The organism is Mycobacterium intermedium (assembly GCF_002086275.1).
Classification (GTDB): Bacteria; Actinomycetota; Actinomycetes; order Mycobacteriales; family Mycobacteriaceae; genus Mycobacterium; species Mycobacterium intermedium.
In genome coordinates this window covers 25,049-46,501 of the sequence record NZ_MVHT01000038.1, presented here as the reverse complement: position 1 = coordinate 46,501, position 21,453 = coordinate 25,049, and the positions used below count along the sequence as shown (strand labels likewise).

Below are 21,453 nucleotides of genomic sequence, written 5' to 3'. Positions count from 1 at the left end.
TCACGCCTGATCGAGCACGGCGTCGATCGCCCGGTAAATCCGCTGCTCACTGACCGGACGCGGTGTCCCGAGCTGCTGGGCCCACAGGCTGACCCGAAGCTCCTCGATTTGCCGCGCGATGTCGCGGACCGCCGCGGTTTTTCGCCGCGCGGGCGATAGTGCGTGCAGCAGTTCGTCGTAAGCGTGCTGCACATTGTGCACGCGCTGCATCCGCTGCCGGTCGGCTTCGACCGCGTGCGGCAGGCGGTCGAGACGCCGACCGATCGCGGTCAGGTAGCGAGCGAGGTCGACGAGATGATCGCGGCCCGTGGCGGTGACGAACCCCGTCGGCAGCAGCTGATTCAGTTGCGCGCGCACGTCGGCGATCGCCTCGGCCTGCGCGGGCGGCGGGTTGGTGGGCAGCAACAGTTCGACCTCTTGGGCCGCGGCCAGCACCCTTTCGACGCGGCCCACGACGTCGGCGGTCGTCGCCACGAGCGATTGGGCCACCCGATCCCGCAATGCGGCGAACTCGTCGCGCGTCCACACCGCAGCGGGTATCAGCGCGTCTACCGCGGCATCCGCGCAGTCGTCCAACAGGGCGGCCAGCGAGCCGTCCGGATTGACACGCAGCGTCAATTTGGACCGCGGACTCAACTGGCGTTCAACGGCTTTGACCGGTGACGACACGCTTGATCGGACCAACCGCCGCAAGCCGGGCCGCATGGCCTCGTCTTGCTCCGCCGACGTCGCAAACACCCGAAGGTCGACCGCATCGCCCGCCGCCACGAAGGCCGGAAAGCCCCGAACAGCGCGTCCGCCCACGGTGCGTTCGACGACGCGCGGCAGCACTTCCAACTCGTCGGGCCAGGACCGCAAACCCGTCCGTTCCAGCTCACCGGCGACCGCTTCGGCCACGGCCTGCCTGGCCGGCGTCGCCAACCGCTGCTGCAGTGCCGCAAGGTCTTTGCCGCGGGCCACCTCCGCACCGTCGGCTTCGACCGCGAAGGTTACCCGCAGATGCGCGGGTACCTTCTCCAGATCGAATGCATCGATGGGCACCAAAACACCGGTGCGACGGTGCAATTCGCGCTGCAACGCGGTAAGCAGCGGCTCGTTGCCCGGGTCCAGGTTGGCCAGCACCGCGCGGGCGGTGTCGGGCGCGGGTACGAAGTTGCGCCGCAGGTCCTTCGGCAACGACCGGATGAGCGTCGTCACCAGCTCCTCCCGCAACGCCGGTACCTGCCAGGCGAACTCGTCGCCACCCAGCCGGGACAGCACGTCGATCGGCACATGCACCGTCACACCGTCGTCGGCGGCACCGGGTTCGAAACGATAGGTCAGCGGCAGCGCGACATCGCCGGCTTCCCACCTGTCCGGCCGGTCGGCGTCGCCGGTATCGGTGGTGTGCAGCAGGTCATCTCGAGTAAACGTCAGCAGGTCGGGGGTGTGGTGCCGCTGCTTCTTCCACCACGCGTCGAAGTGCCGCGCGGAGACGACCTCGGCGGGGATGCGCGCGTCGTAGAGCGCATACACCTCGTCGTCGCCGACCAGCAGGTCGCGGCGACGGGCCCGCTCCTCCAGCTCCTCAAGCTGCTCCCGCAGCCGCGCGTTGTCGCGGAAGAAGCGATGGCGCGTCTGCCAGTCGCCCTCCACGAGTGCGTGTCGGATGAACAATTCCCGCGCCACCACCGGATCCACCCGGGCGTATCCCACCCGACGCCGGGCGGCCAATGGCAGGCCGTACAGCGTGACCCGCTCGTAGGCCATGACCTCGCCGCGGCTGGCGTCCCAGTGCGGTTCGCTGTAGGTGCGTTGGACCAGCTCGCCGGCCACGCGTTCGACGATCTCCGGTTGGATGCGGGCGGCGGTCCGGCCGTACAGACGGCTGGTCTCGACCAGCTCTGCCACCACCACCCAGCGCGGCGGCCGCTTGCTGAGCACCGACCCGGGTGCGAGCACGAACCGCGAATTGCGCGCGCCTTGGTACTCGCGGCCGTCCTCGCGGCGCATGCCCACGTGCGACAACAGCCCGGCGAGCAGCGCCGCGTGTATCGACGCCGGGTCCGCTTCGTCGTCGGACTCGGTCACGCCGAGGTCGCGGGCTATGCTGCGCAACTGCCCGACCAGGTCCTGCCACTCCCGGATGCGCAGGTAATGCAGAAATTCGTTACGGCACAAGCGTCTAAAAGCATTGCCGGACAGGCTCTTTCGTTGTTCGCGCAGATAGCGCCAGAGGTTGAGGTAGCTGAGGAAGTCGGAGTTCTCATCGGCGAAGCGGGCATGCTTCTGGCGGGCCGCCTCTTCGCGGTCGGACGGTCGTTCCCGCGGGTCGGGGATGGTCAGGGCGGCGGCCAGTACCAGCACCTCGCGTACGCACCCCTCGACCTGGGACTGCAGAATCATCCGGCCCAGCCGCGGGTCGACCGGCAGCCGCGCCAGGCGGCGGCCGAGATCGGTGATTGCGCCCTGTTGGTCGAACGCGCCGAGCTCCTGAAGCAGCTGGATACCGTCGCGAACGCTGCGCCGGTCCGGGGGGTCGAGGAACGGAAAGTTCTCGATGTCGCCGAGCTGCAACGCCGCCATCTGCAGAATCACCGCGGCCAGGTTGGTGCGCAGGATCTCAGGATCGGTGTAGCGCGGGCGGGCCTCGAAGTCCTCCTCGGAGTACAGGCGGATGCACACGCCGGGCGCGAGCCGACCGGACCGACCGGCCCGTTGCGCGGCGGAGGCCTGCGAAATGGGTTCGATCGGCAGCCTCTGCACCTTCAACCGGCGGCTGTAGCGCGAAATGCGGGCGTTGCCGGGATCCACGACGTAGCGAATCCCGGGTACGGTCAGCGATGTTTCGGCGACGTTGGTGGCCAACACGATCCGCCGGCCGGTATGGGGTGCGAAGACCTTCTGCTGCTCGGCGGTGGAAAGCCGGGCGTACAGCGGAAGGACCTCGGTGCGCTGCAAACGATCCGGCAAACCGGCGAGAGCTTCCGCGGTGTCACGGATTTCGCGCTCCCCCGACAGGAACACCAGGACGTCACCGGGCGGCTCGTTCTCGAGTTCGCGGATTGCGTCGACGATGGCGTCGACTTCGTCGCGGATCTCGGTGCGGACGATTTCGTGGTCAGGATCGTCGGGGTCGTCGTCCTGTCCGGCGGCGACGGGGACTTCCAGGGGCCGGTAGCGAATCTCGACCGGGTAGGTCCGCCCGGACACCTCGATGATGGGGGCGCCATCGAAGTGGTCCGCGAAGCGTTGCGGCTCGATCGTCGCCGACGTGACGATCACCTTCAGATCGGGGCGGCGCGGCAACAGCTGGCGCAGGTAGCCCAGCAGAAAGTCGATGTTCAGGCTGCGCTCGTGGGCCTCGTCCAGGATCAGGGTGTCGTAGCGCAGCAGGCGACGGTCGCGCTGTATCTCGGCGAGCAGGATGCCGTCTGTCATCAGCTTGATCAGGGTGCGGTCGCTGACCTGGTCGGTGAACCGCACGCTGTAGCCGACCACGTCGCCGAGCGGGGTTTTCAACTCGTCGGCGATCCGTTGCGCGACGGTGCGGGCGGCGAGTCGACGGGGCTGGGTGTGCCCGATGGTTCCCCGCACGCCGCGACCCAGTTCGAGGCAAATCTTGGGCAGCTGGGTGGTTTTTCCGGATCCGGTCTCACCGGCAACGACGACGACTTGGTGCGCCTTGATCGCTTCGGCAATGTCGTGGCGCCGCTCGCTGACCGGCAATTCGGGGTAGGTGATCGTGGGTACTGCCGCGAGCCGCGCCGCGACCAGAGCTTCGGCCGCCTCCACCTGGGCGGCGAGCTGCCGCAGCTTTCCCGGATTCGCCCCGCGCAGGTTCTTCAACCGCCTGCCCAGCCGCGCCGCGTCGCGGGTGGGCAGGCCATCGAGCCGTCGGCGCAACTCGGCGAGGGACGGTTCGGCCATTCCGGTCAGCGTAAAGCCTCTCCGTGAGTGTGACTGGTCACGTCGGTAGACCAGTTCGCCCTGGTTGGGGTTGGGCTGTGCAGCAAACGGGAAACAGGCATGAGCAACATATGAAATAAACGTGAATGAAACTTGACCCGCGACCCCTTGGCTGGAGACGGGGGTGTCAGTTCATTTCACGAGGCTGGAGGACCTGTCATGGATTTTGCATCGTTGCCGCCGGAGGTCAACTCAGCCCGGATATACGCCGGCCCCGGTGCGGGCCCGATGTTGGTCGCTGCGGAGGCGTGGGAGGCGCTGGCCGCCGAGCTGCAAACCACCGCGAGTGCGTATGAGGCGACGATTGCGGGGCTGACCGCCGGGCCCTGGTTGGGTCCGGCGTCGATGTCGATGGCAGCCGCCGCCGCGCCGTTCGGGGCGTGGTTGTGGGCCACCGCCGCTCAGGCGGAGCAAACGGCGACGCAGGCCGGCGCGGCGGCCGCCGCATACGAGGCGGCATTCGCGGCGACCGTGCCGCCCCCGGTGGTCGCGGCCAACCGTGCCCTGCTGCTCGCTCTGGTAGCGACGAACATCTTCGGGCAGAACACTCCGGCTATCGCGGCCACCGAGAGCGAGTACGCCGAGATGTGGGCGCAGGATGCCGCCACCATGCTCGGCTACGCCGGCGAGGCGGCAGCGGCCACGTCGCTGACCCCCTTCAGCGAGCCGGCCGCGATTGCCGATCCGGCCGGGGCGCTCGGGCAAGCCGCTTCCGTCACCGGGGCGGCCGGCGTTTCGGCCGGTCAAGCGCAAGGCGCGGTGTCGAATGCCGCCGAGGCATTATCGGCGGTGCCCAACGCGTTGAGCTCGCTGGCCAGTCCCGCTGCGGGCTTGTCGCCGCTGGATGCGCTGGGCATCCTCGATTTTTTGGTGGGCGTTGGTGGCGTCGGGGTCGACGCTCCGCTGGCTGGCTTGGCGCTCCCCTACGACGTCGCCGCCTTCTACAACGGTCTGCATACCGACGAACTGGTAAGTGGCTGGGCCGCGGTCGTGCCTTGGCCCGGCATTGGGCCGGCGCCGGTAGCACCCTTTCCGCCGCTCGGATCGGCGGTGTCGGCGGGTGTCGGCGAGGCCGCTTCGGTGGGGCGATTATCGGTGCCAACCGGCTGGACCGTGGCCGCCCCGGAAATGCGCCTGCTGGCCACCGCGTTGCCGGCCGCAAACGTCGCCGCGGCCGCGGAAGGGTCCGCGGCGGAGGCCGGAAGCCTGCTCGGCCAGATGGCGTTGGCCGGTATGGCCGGGCGTGCCATGGCCGGCCCGATCGGGGGCGGCGCGGCGTCGCGCGTCCGTAGCGGCGAGCGTGTGAAGGGAGGAACAAGCAAGCCGAGCGGTGAGCCGGCCCAGCCCGTGCAGGTCCCGCCGGGCGGCCCGATCACCAGCATCGCGGCCGAGCTGCGTGAATTGGCCTCGTTGCGGGATTCGGGCATCCTCACCGAGGACGAGTTCGTCCAGCAGAAGCAACGACTGCTCGCCTTCTGAGAGCGAACGAACAGCTTTATGTCCTGCCCTACCGGGTATGAATGCGGTATGACGGACCGCAGCGAGCGCCAAAGCCGCTCCGAGCAGCTGGAAAACATTGTCGACGACCTCGACGAGAAGGTCGCCGAGGAGCGCGAGGCCGAAGGCGTGCCCGGTAAGCCCAGTGACCGGGAAGAGGCCGCGGCCGACGCCCCGGACGGCCCCGAGCAAGAGCCGCCGGATTGAGCCTGCACGCGAAGCTCGTCGGCGCTGCCGCCACGCTCGTCGCCGCCACTGCGGTCTGCGCAGCACCGACCCGACCGGGACTGGATCCCGCTCCCACGATCGACGCGACCGGCATGACCTACGTGGCGCTCGGCGACTCTGCGGCCGCGGCGCCGTTGGTGCCTTATCAAGCCGACCCGCCCGGTTGCCTGAAGTCGACAAACGACTATCCCTCGGTCCTGGCCAGAGGCATCGGCGCCCGCAGCTTCAGTGACGTCGCCTGCAGCGGTGCCACCACCGCCGACATCACCTACCGGGCGCAACAGACGCGGCGTGGATCGGTTGCTCCGCAGATTGACGCGATCGGTGACGAGACGGAGTTGATCACCATCACGATCGGTGGAAACGACATCGAGCTGGCTGGCAGCGCCTCGAAATGCCGGCGCAGTTCCCTGACACTGCCGGCCTGTTTTGACGAATTCACCACGGCCGGCCAGGACCGGTTCAGCGCGGCGATCCGTCGCCAGATCCCGGTCTGGGAAGACATGGTGGACGCGATCCGAGCGCGGGCGCCACGTGCTCGAATCGTCTTCGTCGGTTACGGCAGGTACGTCCGGTCCGGCGGATGTTTCGGACGGCAGCCCATCAATCCGCGGGATGCCGATTACTTCCAGGCCAAGGTCGACGAACTCGACGAAGCGCAGCGGGCATTAGCCGCCCGGAAGCGGGTCGAATTCTTCGACACCAGGCCGTTGTCCGTCGGACACGACATGTGCGCCCCCGCCGAACAGCGGTATTTCGAAGGGTTCGTCCTCAGCCATGAGGCCGCGCCGCTACATCCGAACGCGATGGGCGCCACCGCGGTGGCCAACGCGTTGGCCCAGCACTTGGCCACAACGCGGACAAACACCTAATCCCGGGTGTGGACCTGCCTGTTCGGGGGGATTCGGTTGATATGACCGACGTCGACACCGGCAACACGTCGTCAGAGCACGAGCAGCGCCCGCTCGACCCCGACGACCCGAGCAAGCCGGAATCACCTGACGATCTGACGAGGGCGTCGTGGATGTTCGTGCTGCGAAAAACCGCCTTCGAATTCCGCAAGGATCAGTGTCTCGACCTGGCCGCGGCACTCACCTACTACGCGGTGCTGTCGTTATTTCCCGCGCTGCTGGTCCTGGTGTCCCTGCTGGGCGTGATCGGCGAGGGCCGGCGTACCACCGACGCCCTGGTCGACGTGGCAGCCCAATTGGTTCCTGCTTCCGCGCTCGACCTGCTGCGCCAACCGATACAGCAAGCCGTCGACAATCCTTCGGCGGGTGTGGCGCTGGTGTTCAGCGCGCTTGCCGCGCTGTGGTCGGCGTCTGGCTACATCGGCGCGTTCGGGCGCGCGATGAACCGCATCTATGAGATCGGCGAAGGCCGCCCGGTGTGGAAGCTGCGTCCACAACAAATGGTGCTGACCCTGGCGGGGTTGCTACTGGCAGGTGCCACCGGTTTCCTGCTGATCGTCAGCGGCCCGATCAGCAAGGCAGTCGGCGGCGCAATCGGGCTGGACAGCGCCGCGCAGACCGCGTGGGCCGTGGCCAAGTGGCCGCTTGTGCTGGTGCTCGTCATGATGGCGGTCGCGATGCTCTACTACGCCACGCCGAATGTCCAGCAGCCGAAGTTCCGGTGGCTCAGCATCGGCGCGACCGTCGCAATCGTGGTCTGGGCACTGGCTTCCCTCGGCTTCGGCGTGTACATCAGCCGTTTCGGCAGTTACGACAAGACCTACGGCGCGGTGGGCGGCGTCATTGTGTTCCTGCTGTGGCTCTGGATCACCAATGTGGCCCTGCTGTTCGGCGCCGAACTCGACGCCGAACTCGAACGGGGGCGACAACTGCAGGCCGGCATCGCCGCCGAACGAGAGTTGCAGTTGCCGCCCAAAGACACCCGCGTCATCAAGAAGAACGAAGCCGCCCAACGCAAGGACATCGCGCATGGCCGACGGATTCGTCTCAACCGCGGCCGACGGCTGCGCGGCAACCGGGACGGTCAAAACGCGTAACGGATGCGACAGGTGGGCAGCCTTGATCGCCTTGTGACTCGGATACGGGACGAGCTCCGCAGGGCACGCGACGACGGGGGTCCCGCGGCCGACGACGCCGAGACAGCGCTGGCCGACGGACCCGTCCGGCAACGCCTGAGGTCATCGATCCGCGCGCTGGCCGCGCACCGCGGCCCGAACAGCAGCATTTGTCCATCCGACGCTGCCCGGGCGGTCGGCGGCGACGACTGGCGCGACCTCATGGGCGAGGCCCGCGACCTTGCCCGGGAGTTGGCCAGGTCAGGGGACGTGGAGATCACCCAGCGCGGCGACGTCCTTGATCCCGACGGCGCGTGGCGCGGTCCTATCCGGATCAGAATTGTCGCTCGTTGACGCCGGCGCGCTACCTGCTGCGCCGGTATGTCAGCATTTGGGAATGAATTCACGCAGTCTTGCTCGCTTCGCCGCCGTCGCGATCGTCGCGACATGGGCGCTGCTGAGCGCACCCCTCACGACTTTCGCCGCTTCGGCCGACCCATGCTCGGACATCGCGGTGGTCTTTGCCCGCGGTACCCACCAGGATCCCGGCCTCGGAAATATCGGCGAGGCCTTTGTCGACTCCCTGGCAGCGCAGACCGCTGGGCGCTCCCTCAACGTCTACGCCGTCAACTACCCCGCGAACGACGACTACCACAACAGCGCGAACGCTGGGGCCAGTGACGCGTCCGCGCACATTCAGGAGGTCGTCGCTGGCTGCCCCAACACCAAGCTGGTGCTCGGGGGTTATTCGCAGGGTGCGACCGTGATCGATCTGGCCAGCACATCGGTGTCGCCGGCGGCCGCTAATCAGGTCGCGGCGGTCGCTCTGTTCGGCGAGCCGACCAGTGGCTTCTCCTCGATGCTGTGGGGTGGTCAACCGTTGCCGACCATCAGCCCGGCGTTCGCCCCGAAGACCATTAGCCTGTGCGCTCCGGACGACCCGATCTGCACCGGCGGCGGCAACATCATTGCCCACGTTTCTTACATCGAAAATGGGATGACAACGCAGGCAGCGACTTTCGCGGCCAACAAGCTGAAGTAATTTAGGGGGCCATTGCGACGTTGACTCTGCGTGTAGGGCGGGAAAATGCGAGATGACACCGCCAAAAGCGCAGAGTCAACGCGCGCAGGGGGCCACTGCGGCGTTGACTCTGCGTGTAGGGCGGCTAAGTGCGAGTAGCCTCCGCCCTCAGCGCAGAGTCAGCGCGCGTCGGGTGGCCTGACGTCGACGGAATGAGCTCGGCATGCACCGTGCGGCCGAACTTGGACCGCATCAGCCGGTGTGCCGTAGGCACCGCTACGCCATGCAGCAACGGGTATTTCCGCCGCAGCAGCCGAGCCGCTTTGCGATATTCGGCCCCCTCCAGCAAGCGCACCGTGCCGGCTTGTACCGGGCCGGTTGACTTGCCCGATCCCGTGGCGGGTCCGAATTCCACGTTGGGGTTACGTCGAAGCCGACGCACCTTGATCGCCCGCTCGAAGCTGCGGAAGTAGGCGCGGTCGCCGTCGACGACGATGCTGACCGGGCTGGTGCCGGGAGTGCCGTCTTTGCGAAACGTCGTGAGGTTGATGGTTTTCTGCCGCACGTAGGGAGCGAGCGTCGGGGTGGTGGCGGGCGCGACCCGTCCCAGGACGTAGCCGAGTTGCCGTAGCCGCAACACGAACGCGATGACCAGCTGCACCGAAATCGCTGCGAGCAGCCAGGCCTGCAAGGTCGAGCCACCCAATTCGAGGTCCACCACATGGTTCACCGTGTGCACGGTGTTGGCCACCGCGAACCCCGCTAGCGCGGTGGCCAGGGAATCGGCCCAGATCAGGGCCAGCAGCAGCGTGACACCCAGACCGAGTTGGAAGGCGCCGACATCATGCAAGAAGTGCAAGTGCGCTGGGAACTGCACTACCTCGGCGAACGAAGTCGGATCGACCAGGCACCATATCCCGATGCCGATGAAGGTCGCGCCGGTGAGCGCCGTCACCGCGACCAGGTAAACACGCGCCAAAGCGCTTGAGTTGCTCATTTTGCACCCTCCGTGTGTCCTCCGTAAGTACGTGGTGTTCGTCCACAACCCTCAGACGAGAGAGGGTGGGGATATGTGACAGCGGATTACGACCGGGCGGCAGCGGGCATAGACAGTGCCATGACTGATCCCCCTCAGGCGCCCTGACAACGGTTTCACGGCAGGAGAAACTGGCTACCTCATAGGTAACACTGTTAACGGTGGGCGCAGGTGAAACACGCACCCACACAAGAGAATGCAAGGATTCGGCAACTCCAGTGGCTTCCGCAAACAACGGTCAGCTTCGCCGCCGGCTTCCCGGCGGTTGGCCCCGCAGGCTTCTGATCGCCCTTTTCGTCATTGTCGCCCTGGTCGGCGCGGTGCAGCTCGCATCAGAGCTACGCTCGGGGCGGATGTCCGCGAAAATATCTGGCCCAGCACAGATTACGATCACGCCCGGCCCCAACGCACGCGACGTCAACCCGGTCGCGCACGTCCAGGTCGAAGCCGAAGTCGGGACATTGGACGAAGTGCGCATGGTCAATGAGAATGGCTTGACCGTCGAAGGTGTCATGACCCCCGACAACACCGTGTGGAAGCCGGTCGTGCCGCTCGGCTATGGACGGAACTACACCCTAACCGTTACCGGTCGAGGAACCAATGGTGTTGTATCCGAACAGGTGTCGTCATTTTCGACGGTGCGACCGTCGAATCAGACCAAAGTGTCGTTCACCACGACATCGGAGGCCACCCTGCGCGAAGGCGGCACCTACGGTGTCGGCACAGTGATCGTCGCCCACTTCGATGAACCTATCTCCGACCGGGCAGCCGCCGAAAGGCAACTGGTGGTGACCACAGATCCGGCCGTAGCCGGTTCGTGGTTCTGGGTCGACGACCAGAACGCACACTGGCGCCCGGAGGCCTACTACACTCCGGGCACATCGGTGACCGCAGAGGCAAAAGTCTACGGAATCGGTTTGGGCCAAGGATTATTCGGGCAGGAAGACACCCGCGTCTCCTTCCGGATCGGCGATGCGCACATTTCGATCGCCGACGACGCCACGAAGCTCGTCAGCGTCTTCAACAACGGATCCCTTGTCCGCACCATGCCTACCTCCATGGGCATGGGTGGCACGGAAACCGTCGGCTCCCAGACACTTTCCTTCTGGACTCCGCCGGGTACCTACACCGTCATGGACAAAGGCAATCCGGTGATCATGGATTCGGCGACATTCGGACTCCCCCGTAACTCGCGGCTCGGATATCGCGAAACCATCAACTACGCCACCCGGATCAGCTCCGACGGCATCTATCTGCACCAGCTCGACTCGACGGTGTGGGCCCAGGGAAACACAAACACCTCGCACGGATGCCTGAATCTCAACGGCGCCAACGCGAAGTGGTTTTACGACTTCTCCGTGCCGGGCGACGTGGTCGAGGTCCGAAACACCGGCGGTCCCCCGTTGAAACTGGCGCAAAACGGCGACTGGACACTGAGCTGGGACCAGTGGCGTCACGGCAGCGCCCTCACACACCGATGACTTTTCGGCGGTCCGACGGTCTGACCCTGTAAGGAAGCCTCGACCCCCGATGCAAAGGTGGATTCGCATGCCCAACGCACTACCCCCCGTCGTCGACCCGCAGAGCTGGCGTGCCGCCCTCGACGAGCTGCGGAAACGTGAGAAAGCCGCCACCCGCGAACTGGACGCCATCGCCGCACAACGGCGGCGGTTACCGATGGTCGAACTACCTGACTACACCCTGATCGGAGCGGACGGACCCATTCGCCTGGCCGACGTGTTCGGCGGCTGTCATCAGCTCATCACCTACCACCACATGTGGTCCAACGGCGCGGAGTGGCAGTGCGGCGGTTGCACCGGCTTCACCTCGCAGTTCACTCGTTTGGAATTCCTCGACAACTACGACGCGCGGTTCGTCGTCGTCACCAACGGGCCCATCGACGAGGCGCTGGCCTACCGACGCAAGGTCGGCAACCGGATGCAGTGGTACTCGACGTCGGAAAGCTCGTTCGGGGCCGATATGGACGCAGCTCCGGGTGGCGGCTTCGCGGTCAACGTGTTCCTACGCGACGGTGACACCGTCTACCGCACCTGGCACACCAACGGCCGGGGCACCGAGCAACTCAGCCACACGTTCGGGCTGATCGACATCCTGCCCTGGGGCCGCCAAGAGGAATGGCTCGATTCGCCCGACGGCTGGCCCTCGCGGCCGACCTATTCGGGATGGCTCGATTCGCCCGACATTGCCCGCGCGTACGGGCCGGCCGCTACTTCTGCAGGGTGAACTGGTTGACGTCGATGTAGCCGGTGCGGAAGAGGTCTGCGCAGCCGGTCAGGTACTTCATGTACCGCTCGTAGACCTCTTCGGACTGAATCGCGATGGCTTCGTCCTTACGCGCACCGAGGGCTTCGGCCCACAGGTCGAGAGTTCTTGCGTAATGCTGCTGCAGGGATTGACGTCTGGTCAGGCTGAAACCGGCCGCCGCGGCGTGCTCCGCAACCATGACGGTCGACGGCAGCCGTCCACCCGGGAAGATCTCGGTGAGGATGAACTTGACGAAACGGATCTTCTCCATCGAGATGGGTAGGCCGGTCTCGTCGAGTTGCTCTTTGGTCAGGCCGGTGATCGTGTGCAACAGCATCACCCCGTCGTCGGGCAGTATCTTGTTTGCCCGCGCGAAGAAGTCGTCGTAACGATCGTGGCCGAAGTGTTCGAACGCGCCGATCGACACGATCCGGTCGACGGGCTCGGTGAAGTTTTCCCATCCCTGCAGCAGCACCCGCTTCGTGCGCGGAGTGTCCAGTTCGTCGAACCATCTCTGGACGTGGCTGGCCTGGTTTTTCGACAACGTCAATCCGATCACGTTGACGTCGTACGTCTCGATGGCCCGACGCATGGTGGCGCCCCAGCCGCAACCGACGTCGAGCAACGTCATGCCGGGCTGCAGTCCAAGTTTGCCCAGCGCCAGGTCGATCTTGGCGATCTGGGCCTCCTGCAGCGTCATGTCTGCACGTTCGAAATACGCGCAGCTATACGTCTGGGTGGGATCCAGGAACAGTCGGAAGAAGTCGTCGGACAGGTCGTAATGCGCCTGTACGTCGGCGAAATGCGGTGTCAGCCTCTCAGCCATGCTCGATCTGGGTGCCTTCCGGCTAAGTGGCCGCGTGGGTCGCGTGCCAAACCCGGCCGGATTACCCGATGATGCGCCGGCGCAAACATTTCGCCGGCGCGCCGTCAGCCGTGCGGTGCCTCGCTGATCTTGCTGTCCGGCTTCCCAACCGTCTGGCAATATGCCGACACCGACGTGCGGGTTGCCGTGAGCTCGAGACCGCTGGGTTCGGCGCCATTCTTGTCTTTCAGCATTTTGCTGACTTCATCGTTCTGCTTTTTCTCGTCGTGCGTGACAAAGTCCTTGCACTTTGTATCGCCGCCGGTGTTGATGACTTCCGAGGGTGAACATCCGCTGAACAGCAACGCAGCGATCGCGATCGCCACAGGCGCAATTGGCTTCATCGTGGGCCTTTCCCGAACTTGGCGTGGTCGTTAGCTATATAGACCGTGAAAGCCAATTCCAAACGCGCAAAAAAGTCAGTTGGAGGCATTGCACGACTCGACCAGCGGCGGGCCGTAAGTGGTCGCCCCGCACTCGCATTCCCAGCAGATGTGTGGGCCGCACGAACACGAGATGGTGGCGACGATCATATGCCCCGGCAACAGCCAATGGCCGCGCTGACACCGCAGCGGGCGACGATCCATCCACTGCGAACGCCGGCGCGCTGACTCCCCCAGGTCAACACTCACGCGATCACAGTGTCATCGGCTGGCCCGCCAAAGCCAGTGCGACAGGTGAATCGTTATCCTTTGTTGTTACTCGTTGACCGTGTCGTTGTATTCGTAATCGCCAACTGAGAGGCGACCTTTGGTAAGCAAGCTTGGCTTCTGGAGCGTCGTCATGCTCGGCGTCAACGCGATAATCGGCGCCGGCATCTTCCTGACGCCGGGCGCGGTAATCAAGCTTGCCGGTCCCCTCGCGCCGATGGCCTACATCTTGGCCGGCCTCTTTGCGGGCGTGATGGCAATGGTGTTCGCGACGGCCGCGCGGTACGTCAAGACAAATGGTGCGTCGTACGCTTACACGACGGCGGCCTTCGGCCGCAGGGTTGGCATCTATGTCGGTGTGACGCATGCGATTACCGCCTCCATCGCATGGGGCGTTCTCGCTTCCCTTTTTGTCTCAACGCTGTTGAAGGTGGTCTTCCCCGGCCACACATGGGCCGACAGCGACCAACTGCTCAGCGTCAAGACCCTTACGTTCTGCGCCTTCATCGGGGTGCTGTTGGTGATCAACCTGTTCGGCAACCGGGTCATCGCGTGGGCTAACGGCATTTCGACGCTCGGCAAGGTGTGTGCGTTGTCGATCTTTGTGATCGGCGGGTTGTGGATCATCCTCACGCAGCACGTGAACGACTACGGAACCTCTCGTTCGGCGTATGAGCCGACGCCCTTTTCCTTTTTCGGGGCCGTCGAGATGGGTACCAGCGCGGTGTCGAGCCTCGCGCTCGCCACTATCGCCGCGCTGTACGCCTTCACCGGGTTCGAGTCGATCGCCAACGCCGCCGAGGAGATGAAGGAGCCGGACCGCAACCTGCCCCGGGCGATACCCCTGGCCGTCATGTCCGTCTGCGTGATCTATCTGCTGGCCCTGGGGGTGGCGATGCTGCTCGGGGCGGACGACGTGGTGGCCTCGCACGACATCGTCAAACTGGCTGCACCTATCGACAACGACACTTTCCGGACGGTCGTCGTCGTCGGGGCGCTGGTATCGATGTTCGGCATCAACGTGGCCGCCTCGTTCGGCGCGCCGCGGCTGTGGACCGCCCTTGCGGACGGCAGGGTGCTGCCGACCGGTCTGTCGCGCACGAATCGCTTCGGCGTGCCGATGATCGCCTTCGCCATCACGGCGTTGTTGGCGATCGCGTTCCCCTTGTCGCTGCGGTTCGACAGCGCCAGCCTTACCGGTCTGGCCGTGATCGCCCGCTTCATTCAGTTCATCGTCGTGCCGATCGCCCTGATCGCTCTAGCGCGCTCCAAGGCGATCGAGCATGCCGCGGTGCCGCGAAATACGTTCACCGACAAAGTTTTACCGATATTCGCGGTGGTGATCTCCCTGGTGCTGGCGGTGTCTTTCGACTACCGGACCATTTTCGCGACCGGTCGAGGACCGAACTACTTCTCGATCACGTTGGTGGTGATCACCTTCATCGTGGTGCCGGCCCTGACCTATGTTCACTTCTTCCAAACTCGGAAACGCATGGTGCCCGCCACCGAGCGTTAGCGGACGAAGGCCCACTGCCCGAAATCGTCGGCGAGAACGTCGTCAACGTCGACCACGATGCCGCCGAGAACGGGACCTTCGACTACCGACTGCAAGAGCACCGCGCCGGGTTCGCGCACGCCGTGTGACCACGCGATGGTCTGCCAGGCCCACCAGTGTCCCGGCGTCGACGAACGGCCGATCACACCGTCTCTGATCGCCCACGCGCATGCGTTCGCATGTCCGTAGATGCCGGTGCGCTCCACGCCCAGCACCGAGTTGATCCCTCGAAACCATTGCAGCGCAACGTCATTCCACGTGCCCTGATTGATGTCCTCGTCGACGCTGAAGAAGATCGGAGCCGATCCCGGTCCGCCGGCGGCCGCGTGTATGGCCTGTGCCGTGCGCGCGTCGGCCACGCCGCCGTCGTACCCGCGGGTGTAGTCCGACGGCGCGTTGGGCCACCCTGGTTTGCCGTACTGGTAGTTGCTGACGATGTGCAGTCCGGCCGCGCGTAGCGAGTCCGCGTATGCGCGGGTGAGCGGCTTCGCCTCGAAGTTCGCGCCGGGCCGACATTCGGATACGTAGTTGACCACCCCGGCATAGCCTGCCGCTTTGATCTCTTCGGGTGCGATGCGCCGCTCGGCGAAGTCGATGAGCTGTATGCCGGCGGCCGATGACGGCGGGGCTGTCGACATTGCGGCCAGTGGGGCCAGGCCGCCCAGCAGGACCGGCGCCAGGGCGTATTTGAAGACGTCACGTCGGGTAGCGGTGCGGTGAGCGCCGACTTCGCGCGGCACGGCCGATTCGGACATCGCGCGATGGTAACAAATGGTCTTAAACGGACAGGGTTTCGTCGCGGCCCTGCTCGGCAAACCCGGGGCGTGAGAACGCCGCGGCTATCGAAGGCGGCCCGAACCGCGAGGGCGGCGACAGCAGTTCGAACCGCATGCCGGGGTCAGCCGCTTTGCCAAGGGCTTCCAGAGCCGAAGGGCTGTAGGCGCGCAGGGCGCTGATGAGGCCGTCATGCATTCCGGGCCGCAGCGTCGGCCACGGCAACATCAGCGGCAGCAGTGGGAGTTGCACGAGCGCCGAGAGCACGAATTGTGCGGGCGAATGGCGCTTAAGGTCGATGACCAAGAAGCGTCGGCCGACGCGGGTGCCCTCGGCGATGGCGCGGCAGGCGGTCAGGGGCGGTAGGTGGTGAAACGCGAGGGCGAAGACCACCAGGTCGTAGCTACCGTCCTCGGCGTCAATCGCGGTGGCGTCGACGAGCATGGTGCGCGCCCGCGGGTGGCTGCCCAGTGGTCCCCCAGCGATTTTCGCCACGGAGGTGGGATCCACATCGCTGACGGTGACGGTGGCCGTCGGGTGCAGCGCAAGGATGTTCGCGGAAAGCTTGCCGTGGCCGGCGCCGAGTTCCAGGATCCGCGGATTGGGAATGTCCGAAACCAACTTCAACGCGGCACGGGCGTTCTTCTCGTGCTGCTTGGTCAGGGTGCCCATCCGGTCGAGCATGGTGATAACCCGCTGCTTGACCTCGTCCGATACGTCGTCGCGGTCGAGATACTCCAACGCGTCAGTCTGGAACTTGCGGTCCAGCCACGACGCGTCGGGCCCGCCCCGCGGCATGATGGCGATCGCTTGGTCTTCCACTGTCTCCCTATCCGTGGCCGCTCGTGTCCGTCGAACGTCACGCTAGCGCGTCAATCGCATCCCAGCGCCGCACCAGCGTGACGCTCAACGCCAAAACATTTGCATTACAACGTTATTCGCGGCTGCCCAAGACACATCTCCACCGAGTCTTGACTCGGTCCAGAAAGGGGCGTATTGATGACGACGTGCCCTCAACGTCGGATCACGCGGGGCGGTTGCGTATGGCCGAACTGCGTGTGACCCGGCCCAGGATTGCGGTCCTGGAGGCGGTGCATGCCCATCCCCACGCCGATACCGAGACGATCTTTTCGGCAGTGCGGGTCTGGCTCCCCGACGTTTCCCGACAAGCCGTCTACGACGTGCTCAACGCACTGACCGCGGTTGGTTTGGTGCGGCGCATACAACCGTTGGGTCTGGTCGCCCGCTATGAATCGCGGGTCGGAGACAACCATCACCACGTGGTGTGCCGGTCATGCGGTGTCATTGCCGATGTCGACTGTGCGGTGGGTGAGGCGCCCTGCCTGACACCGTCTGACGACGAAAACATCTTGGATGGCTTCGTTCTCGACGAGGCCGAAGTCATCTATTGGGGCCTGTGTCCCGAATGTTCCACCGTCGGTTCGTAATTCAGCCCGATTCAACTCACTGGAAGGAATGTAGTGTCAACCGATACATCTGATAGCCGCCCGCCCGCCCCCAATGAGTCGGCGAGCACCAGCGAGAGCGAAAATCCGGCAATCCCCTCCCCTAAGCCGAAGGAAGGGGCGCCATTGAGGAACCAAGACTGGTGGCCCAACCAGGTCGACGTGTCCAAGCTGCACCCGCAGAACCCGTTGGGTAACCCGTTCGGCCCAGACTTCGACTACGCCGCGGAGTTCGCCAAGCTGGACCTGGACGCCCTCAAAGCCGACCTGATCTCGGTCATGACCACCTCGCAAGACTGGTGGCCGGCCGACTACGGCCATTACGGCGGCTTTTTCATCCGGATGAGCTGGCACGCCGCCGGTACCTACCGCATTTTCGACGGCCGCGGCGGCGCCGGCCAAGGCCTGCAGCGCTTCGCCCCGCTCAACAGCTGGCCAGACAACGCGAGCCTGGACAAGGCGCGTCGGCTGCTGTGGCCGGTCAAGAAGAAGCACGGTAACAAGATCTCCTGGGCAGACCTGCTGGTGCTCGCGGGCAACGTGGCCCTGGAGCACATGGGCTTCAAGACCTTTGGGTTTGCCTTCGGCCGGCCCGACGTCTGGGAACCTGAGGAAGTCCTCTTCGGCGAGGAGGACGAATGGTTGGGCACCAACAAGCGCTACTCCGGCGAACGCGAACTCGCCCAGCCGTACGGCGCGACCACGATGGGTCTGATCTACGTCAATCCCGAAGGCCCCGAAGGCAAACCGGATCCCATTGCCGCGGCGAAAGACATCCGTGAGACGTTCGGCCGGATGGCCATGAACGACGAGGAGACGGCCGCCCTCATCGTTGGCGGGCACAGCTTCGGCAAGACGCACGGTGCCGGCGACGCCGACCTGGTCGGACCAGAGCCGGAGGCCGCCCCGATCGAGCAGCAGGGCTTGGGCTGGAAGAGCTCGTACGGCAGCGGGGTTGGCAAGGACGCGATCACGAGCGGCCTTGAGGTGGTCTGGACGCCCACACCGACCAAGTGGGACAACACCTTCCTGGAAACCCTGTACGGCTACGAGTGGGAACTGACCAAGAGCCCCGCCGGAGCCTGGCAATACACGGCGAAGGACGGTGCCGGCGCGGGCACGATTCCGGATCCGTTCGGCGGACCGGGCCGCAACCCCACGATGCTGGTCACCGACGTCTCGCTGCGCGAGGACCCGATCTACCGCGAGATCACCAGCCGTTGGTTGAAGAACCCCGACGAGTTGGCCGACGCTTTCGCCAAGGCCTGGTACAAGCTGCTGCACCGTGACATGGGACCGATCTCCCGTTACCTCGGCCCATGGATTCCCGAGCCGCAGCTCTGGCAGGATCCCGTTCCGCCCGTGGACCACCCGCTGGTCGACGAGCAGGACATCGCGGACCTCAAGGCCAAGGTTCTCGGCTCCGGTCTGACGGTTCAGCAGTTGGTGAAGACGGCTTGGTCGTCCGCGGGCAGTTACCGCAACACCGACAAGCGCGGCGGCGCCAACGGGGCCCGGTTGCGTCTGGAGCCGCAGCGGAACTGGGAGGTCAACGAGCCGTCCGAGCTGGACAAGGTGTTGCCGGCGCTGGAGAAGATCCAGGCCGACTTCAACGCGTCCGCCTCCGGCGGCAAGAAGATCTCGTTGGCCGACCTGATCGTGCTGGCCGGGTCCGCCGCCGTCGAGAAGGCGGCCAAGGATGCCGGCTACGAGATCTCGGTGCATTTCGCGCCCGGACGGACCGACACCACGCAGGAGCTCACCGACGTGGAGTCGTTCGCGGTGCTCGAACCGCGGGCCGACGGGTTCCGCAACTACGTCCGACCCGGCGAGAAGGCGCCGCTCGAGCAGCTGTTGATCGAGCGGGCCTACCTGCTGGGCGTGACCGCTCCTGAGCTGACGGTACTGGTCGGCGGTCTGCGGGCCCTTGGTGCCAATCACGGTGGCAGCAAGCACGGCGTGTTCACCGACAAGGTCGGCGCGTTGACCAACGACTTCTTCGTCAACCTGCTCGATATGAACACGGAGTGGAAGGCGTCGGAGACCGCGGAGAACGTCTACGAGGGATTCGATCGGGCTACCGGGACTCGCAAGTGGACCGCTACCGCCAATGACCTTGTGTTCGGCTCGAATTCGGTGCTGCGGGCCCTCGCCGAGGTGTACGCGCAGGACGACAATGGCGGCAAGTTCGTCGAGGACTTCGTCGCGGCCTGGGTCAAGGTCATGAACAACGACCGGTTCGACCTGAAGTAGCCACCTGAACTAACCATCGCTCCGTCGACACCCCGCGGGCCAGCCCCGCGGGGTGTCGTCGTCTGTGTCTGGTTTGCACGTCGTTGGGTTTATCCGAGCCAGTACCGGCTACCCCGCCAGGTTAGAGCCGACGTGGCAGCCATGACAGATAGGAAGCAGCGCATGGGATTTCCCGAGCAGCAACAGGCCGTCCCGGGCATTCAGGCCCGCATGGATCCGGTCCCGGATTGCGGCGAGCAGAGCTACGTCGGTTCGGGAAAACTGGTCGGTAAGAGCGCCGTTGTCACCGGTGGCGACAGTGGCATTGGCCGCGCCGTCGCAATCGCCTACGCGCGAGAGGGCGCCGACGTGCTGATCTCCTATCTGAACGAGGACGAGGACGCGCAAGACGTCGCACGGTATGTGGAGGACGCAGGGCGTAAGTGCGTGCTGGTGAAGGGCGACCTTTCCGACCCGGACCACTGTCGTGCCGTTGTCGACCGCGCGGTGTCAGAGTTCGGTCAGATCGACGTCCTGGTCAACAACGCGGCCTACCAGATGATGCACGAGACGATCGAGGAGATCTCCGACGAGGAATGGGACTACACGTTCAAACTCAACGTGGGAGCCTATTTCTATCTGACCAAGGCGGCGCTGCCGCACATGAAGGCCGGCTCGTCGATCATCGGCAGCTCGTCGGTGAATTCCGACTCGCCCAACCCCACCCTCGCCCCCTATGCCGCGACCAAGGCGGCGATAGCCAACTTCTCGGCCAGCCTGGCCCAACTTCTTGGGCCGCAAGGCATTCGGGTCAACAGTGTGGCGCCGGGCCCGGTGTGGACGCCGCTGATTCCCGCGACCATGTCGCCGGAGAAGGTGAAGGCGTTCGGCGACAATGTGCCGCTGGGGCGTGCCGGTCAGCCGGCGGAGTTGGCCGCGATCTATGTGCTGTTGGCGTCCGACGACGCGAGCTACATCTCCGGAGCCCGGGTCGCGGTCACCGGCGGCAGGCCGATTCTCTAGCCACTACTTGACCAGCGTGAACTGGTTGACGTCGATGTAGCCGTCGCGGAACAGGTTCGCGCAGCCGGTCAGGTAGTGCATGTAGCGGTCGTAGACCTCTTCGGACTGGATTTCGATGGCCTGCTCCTTGTGAGCCTCCAGCGCCTGCGCCCACAGGTCGAGCGTCCTGGCGTAGTGCGGCCGCAGCGACTGGTTGAGGGTCAGCTTGAAGCCCGCGGCGCTGGAGTGCTCCTCCACCATCTCGATGAGCGGCGGCGCGCCGCCCGGGAAGATCTCTGTCTTGATGAAGTGGAAGAACCGGAGGATCCGCATGGACAGCGGCAAGCCCAGGTCGGTCATCTGCTGTCGCGAGTAACCGGTGATCGTGTGCAGCATCATCACGCCGTCGTCGGGCAGAATCTCGGCGGCGCGCTTGAAGAAGTCGGCGTGCCGGTCGTGGCCGAAGTGTTCGAAGGCGCCGATCGACACGATGCGGTCGACGGGCTCGGTGAACTGTTCCCAGCCGTTGAGCAGCACCCGCCTGGTCCGGGAGGTGTCCATCTCGTCGAACTTCCGCTGTACGTGCGCGGCTTGGTTCTTGCTCAGCGTCAGGCCGACGACGTTGACGTCGTACTTCTCGATGGCCCGGCGCAGGGTGGCGCCCCAGCCGCAACCGATATCAAGCAGGGTCATCCCGGGTTCCAGGCCCAGCTTGCCCAGCGACAGGTCGATCTTGGCGAGCTGAGCTTCTTCCAGGGTCATGTCGTCCCGCTCGAAGTATGCGCAGCTGTAGGTCTGGGTCGGGTCCAGAAACAGCCGGAAGAAGTCGTCGGACAGGTCGTAGTGCGCCTGTACGTCGTCGAAGTGCGGCGTCAGATCTTCGGCCAT

General features: G+C 65.3%; 19 protein-coding genes. 12 read left to right on the top strand and 7 right to left on the bottom strand.

Annotated features, from left to right (window positions below):
* Positions 1-3,909 (bottom strand): ATP-dependent RNA helicase HrpA, encoded by a 3,909-nt coding sequence (gene hrpA / locus BST27_RS15125; protein ID WP_069419377.1) that lies wholly within the window; start codon positions 3,907-3,909, stop codon positions 1-3.
* Between the two features lie 198 nt (positions 3,910-4,107).
* Between hrpA and BST27_RS15120 the strand changes: the two genes are divergently transcribed.
* From BST27_RS15120 to BST27_RS15100, 6 genes are read left to right on the top strand one after another with little or no spacing between them, the layout of a single operon-like run.
* The gene (locus BST27_RS15120; protein WP_069419376.1) at positions 4,108-5,427 is read left to right on the top strand and encodes a PPE family protein, SVP subgroup; all 1,320 of its coding nucleotides are present in this window, start codon (positions 4,108-4,110) and stop codon (positions 5,425-5,427) included.
* A 48-nt stretch (positions 5,428-5,475) separates the two neighbouring features.
* A complete protein-coding gene (locus BST27_RS32440; protein ID WP_170062324.1) occupies positions 5,476-5,652 on the top strand; it encodes a hypothetical protein in 177 nt (58 codons plus the stop codon).
* A complete protein-coding gene (locus tag BST27_RS15115; RefSeq protein ID WP_079219575.1) occupies positions 5,649-6,545 on the top strand; it encodes an SGNH/GDSL hydrolase family protein in 897 nt (298 codons plus the stop codon). Before BST27_RS32440 ends, BST27_RS15115 begins: the two co-directional genes overlap by 4 nt.
* Before the next feature lie 41 nt (positions 6,546-6,586).
* Positions 6,587-7,681, top strand: a complete 1,095-nt coding sequence (locus BST27_RS15110) for a YihY/virulence factor BrkB family protein (protein ID WP_069419375.1) — start codon at positions 6,587-6,589, stop codon at positions 7,679-7,681.
* Between the two features lie 33 nt (positions 7,682-7,714).
* On the top strand, positions 7,715-8,053 hold the full coding sequence (locus BST27_RS15105) for a DUF3253 domain-containing protein (protein ID WP_232007279.1): 339 nt from the start codon (positions 7,715-7,717) through the stop codon (positions 8,051-8,053).
* Between the two features lie 43 nt (positions 8,054-8,096).
* The gene (locus BST27_RS15100) at positions 8,097-8,741 is read left to right on the top strand and encodes a cutinase family protein (RefSeq protein ID WP_069419374.1); all 645 of its coding nucleotides are present in this window, start codon (positions 8,097-8,099) and stop codon (positions 8,739-8,741) included.
* A 124-nt stretch (positions 8,742-8,865) separates the two neighbouring features.
* Here the strand turns inward: BST27_RS15100 and BST27_RS15095 are convergent, their stop codons facing one another.
* On the bottom strand, positions 8,866-9,717 hold the full coding sequence (locus BST27_RS15095; RefSeq protein WP_069419373.1) for a PPOX class F420-dependent oxidoreductase: 852 nt from the start codon (positions 9,715-9,717) through the stop codon (positions 8,866-8,868).
* A 257-nt stretch (positions 9,718-9,974) separates the two neighbouring features.
* Here BST27_RS15095 and BST27_RS15090 point away from each other — a divergent pair, with 257 nt between their 5' ends.
* The gene (locus tag BST27_RS15090) at positions 9,975-11,237 is read left to right on the top strand and encodes a L,D-transpeptidase (protein WP_069419372.1); all 1,263 of its coding nucleotides are present in this window, start codon (positions 9,975-9,977) and stop codon (positions 11,235-11,237) included.
* Positions 11,238-11,304: 67 nt separating this feature from the next.
* The gene (locus BST27_RS15085) at positions 11,305-12,000 is read left to right on the top strand and encodes a DUF899 domain-containing protein (protein ID WP_069419371.1); all 696 of its coding nucleotides are present in this window, start codon (positions 11,305-11,307) and stop codon (positions 11,998-12,000) included.
* Here BST27_RS15085 and BST27_RS15080 read toward each other — a convergent pair.
* Positions 11,984-12,847 (bottom strand): cyclopropane mycolic acid synthase family methyltransferase, encoded by an 864-nt coding sequence (locus BST27_RS15080; RefSeq protein WP_069419370.1) that lies wholly within the window; start codon positions 12,845-12,847, stop codon positions 11,984-11,986. The two genes, BST27_RS15085 and BST27_RS15080, sit on opposite strands and share 17 nt — an antisense overlap.
* Before the next feature lie 104 nt (positions 12,848-12,951).
* Positions 12,952-13,230: a hypothetical protein gene (locus tag BST27_RS15075; protein ID WP_069419369.1), complete on the bottom strand. Its 279-nt coding sequence runs from the start codon at positions 13,228-13,230 to the stop codon at positions 12,952-12,954.
* A 406-nt stretch (positions 13,231-13,636) separates the two neighbouring features.
* On the opposite strand from BST27_RS15075, the gene BST27_RS15070 reads away from it, so the two are divergent.
* On the top strand, positions 13,637-15,052 hold the full coding sequence (locus BST27_RS15070; RefSeq protein WP_232007278.1) for an APC family permease: 1,416 nt from the start codon (positions 13,637-13,639) through the stop codon (positions 15,050-15,052).
* On the opposite strand, the gene BST27_RS15065 is transcribed toward BST27_RS15070, so the two are convergent.
* Positions 15,049-15,846 (bottom strand): DUF1906 domain-containing protein, encoded by a 798-nt coding sequence (locus BST27_RS15065; RefSeq protein WP_069419367.1) that lies wholly within the window; start codon positions 15,844-15,846, stop codon positions 15,049-15,051. The genes BST27_RS15070 and BST27_RS15065 overlap by 4 nt on opposite strands.
* Before the next feature lie 22 nt (positions 15,847-15,868).
* A complete protein-coding gene (locus tag BST27_RS15060) occupies positions 15,869-16,663 on the bottom strand; it encodes a class I SAM-dependent methyltransferase (protein WP_069419398.1) in 795 nt (264 codons plus the stop codon).
* Positions 16,664-16,908: 245 nt separating this feature from the next.
* Here BST27_RS15060 and BST27_RS15055 point away from each other — a divergent pair, with 245 nt between their 5' ends.
* From BST27_RS15055 to BST27_RS15045, 3 genes are all read left to right on the top strand, one after another.
* The gene (locus BST27_RS15055; protein ID WP_069419366.1) at positions 16,909-17,313 is read left to right on the top strand and encodes a Fur family transcriptional regulator; all 405 of its coding nucleotides are present in this window, start codon (positions 16,909-16,911) and stop codon (positions 17,311-17,313) included.
* Between the two features lie 33 nt (positions 17,314-17,346).
* Positions 17,347-19,584, top strand: coding sequence for a catalase/peroxidase HPI (gene katG / locus BST27_RS15050; RefSeq protein WP_069419365.1), 2,238 nt, complete (start codon positions 17,347-17,349; stop codon positions 19,582-19,584).
* A gap of 162 nt (positions 19,585-19,746) precedes the next feature.
* Positions 19,747-20,586, top strand: a complete 840-nt coding sequence (locus BST27_RS15045; RefSeq protein WP_069419364.1) for a glucose 1-dehydrogenase — start codon at positions 19,747-19,749, stop codon at positions 20,584-20,586.
* 3 nt (positions 20,587-20,589) lie between these two features.
* Here BST27_RS15045 and mmaA2 read toward each other — a convergent pair whose 3' ends face one another.
* A complete protein-coding gene (gene mmaA2, locus BST27_RS15040; RefSeq protein ID WP_069419363.1) occupies positions 20,590-21,453 on the bottom strand; it encodes a cyclopropane mycolic acid synthase MmaA2 in 864 nt (287 codons plus the stop codon).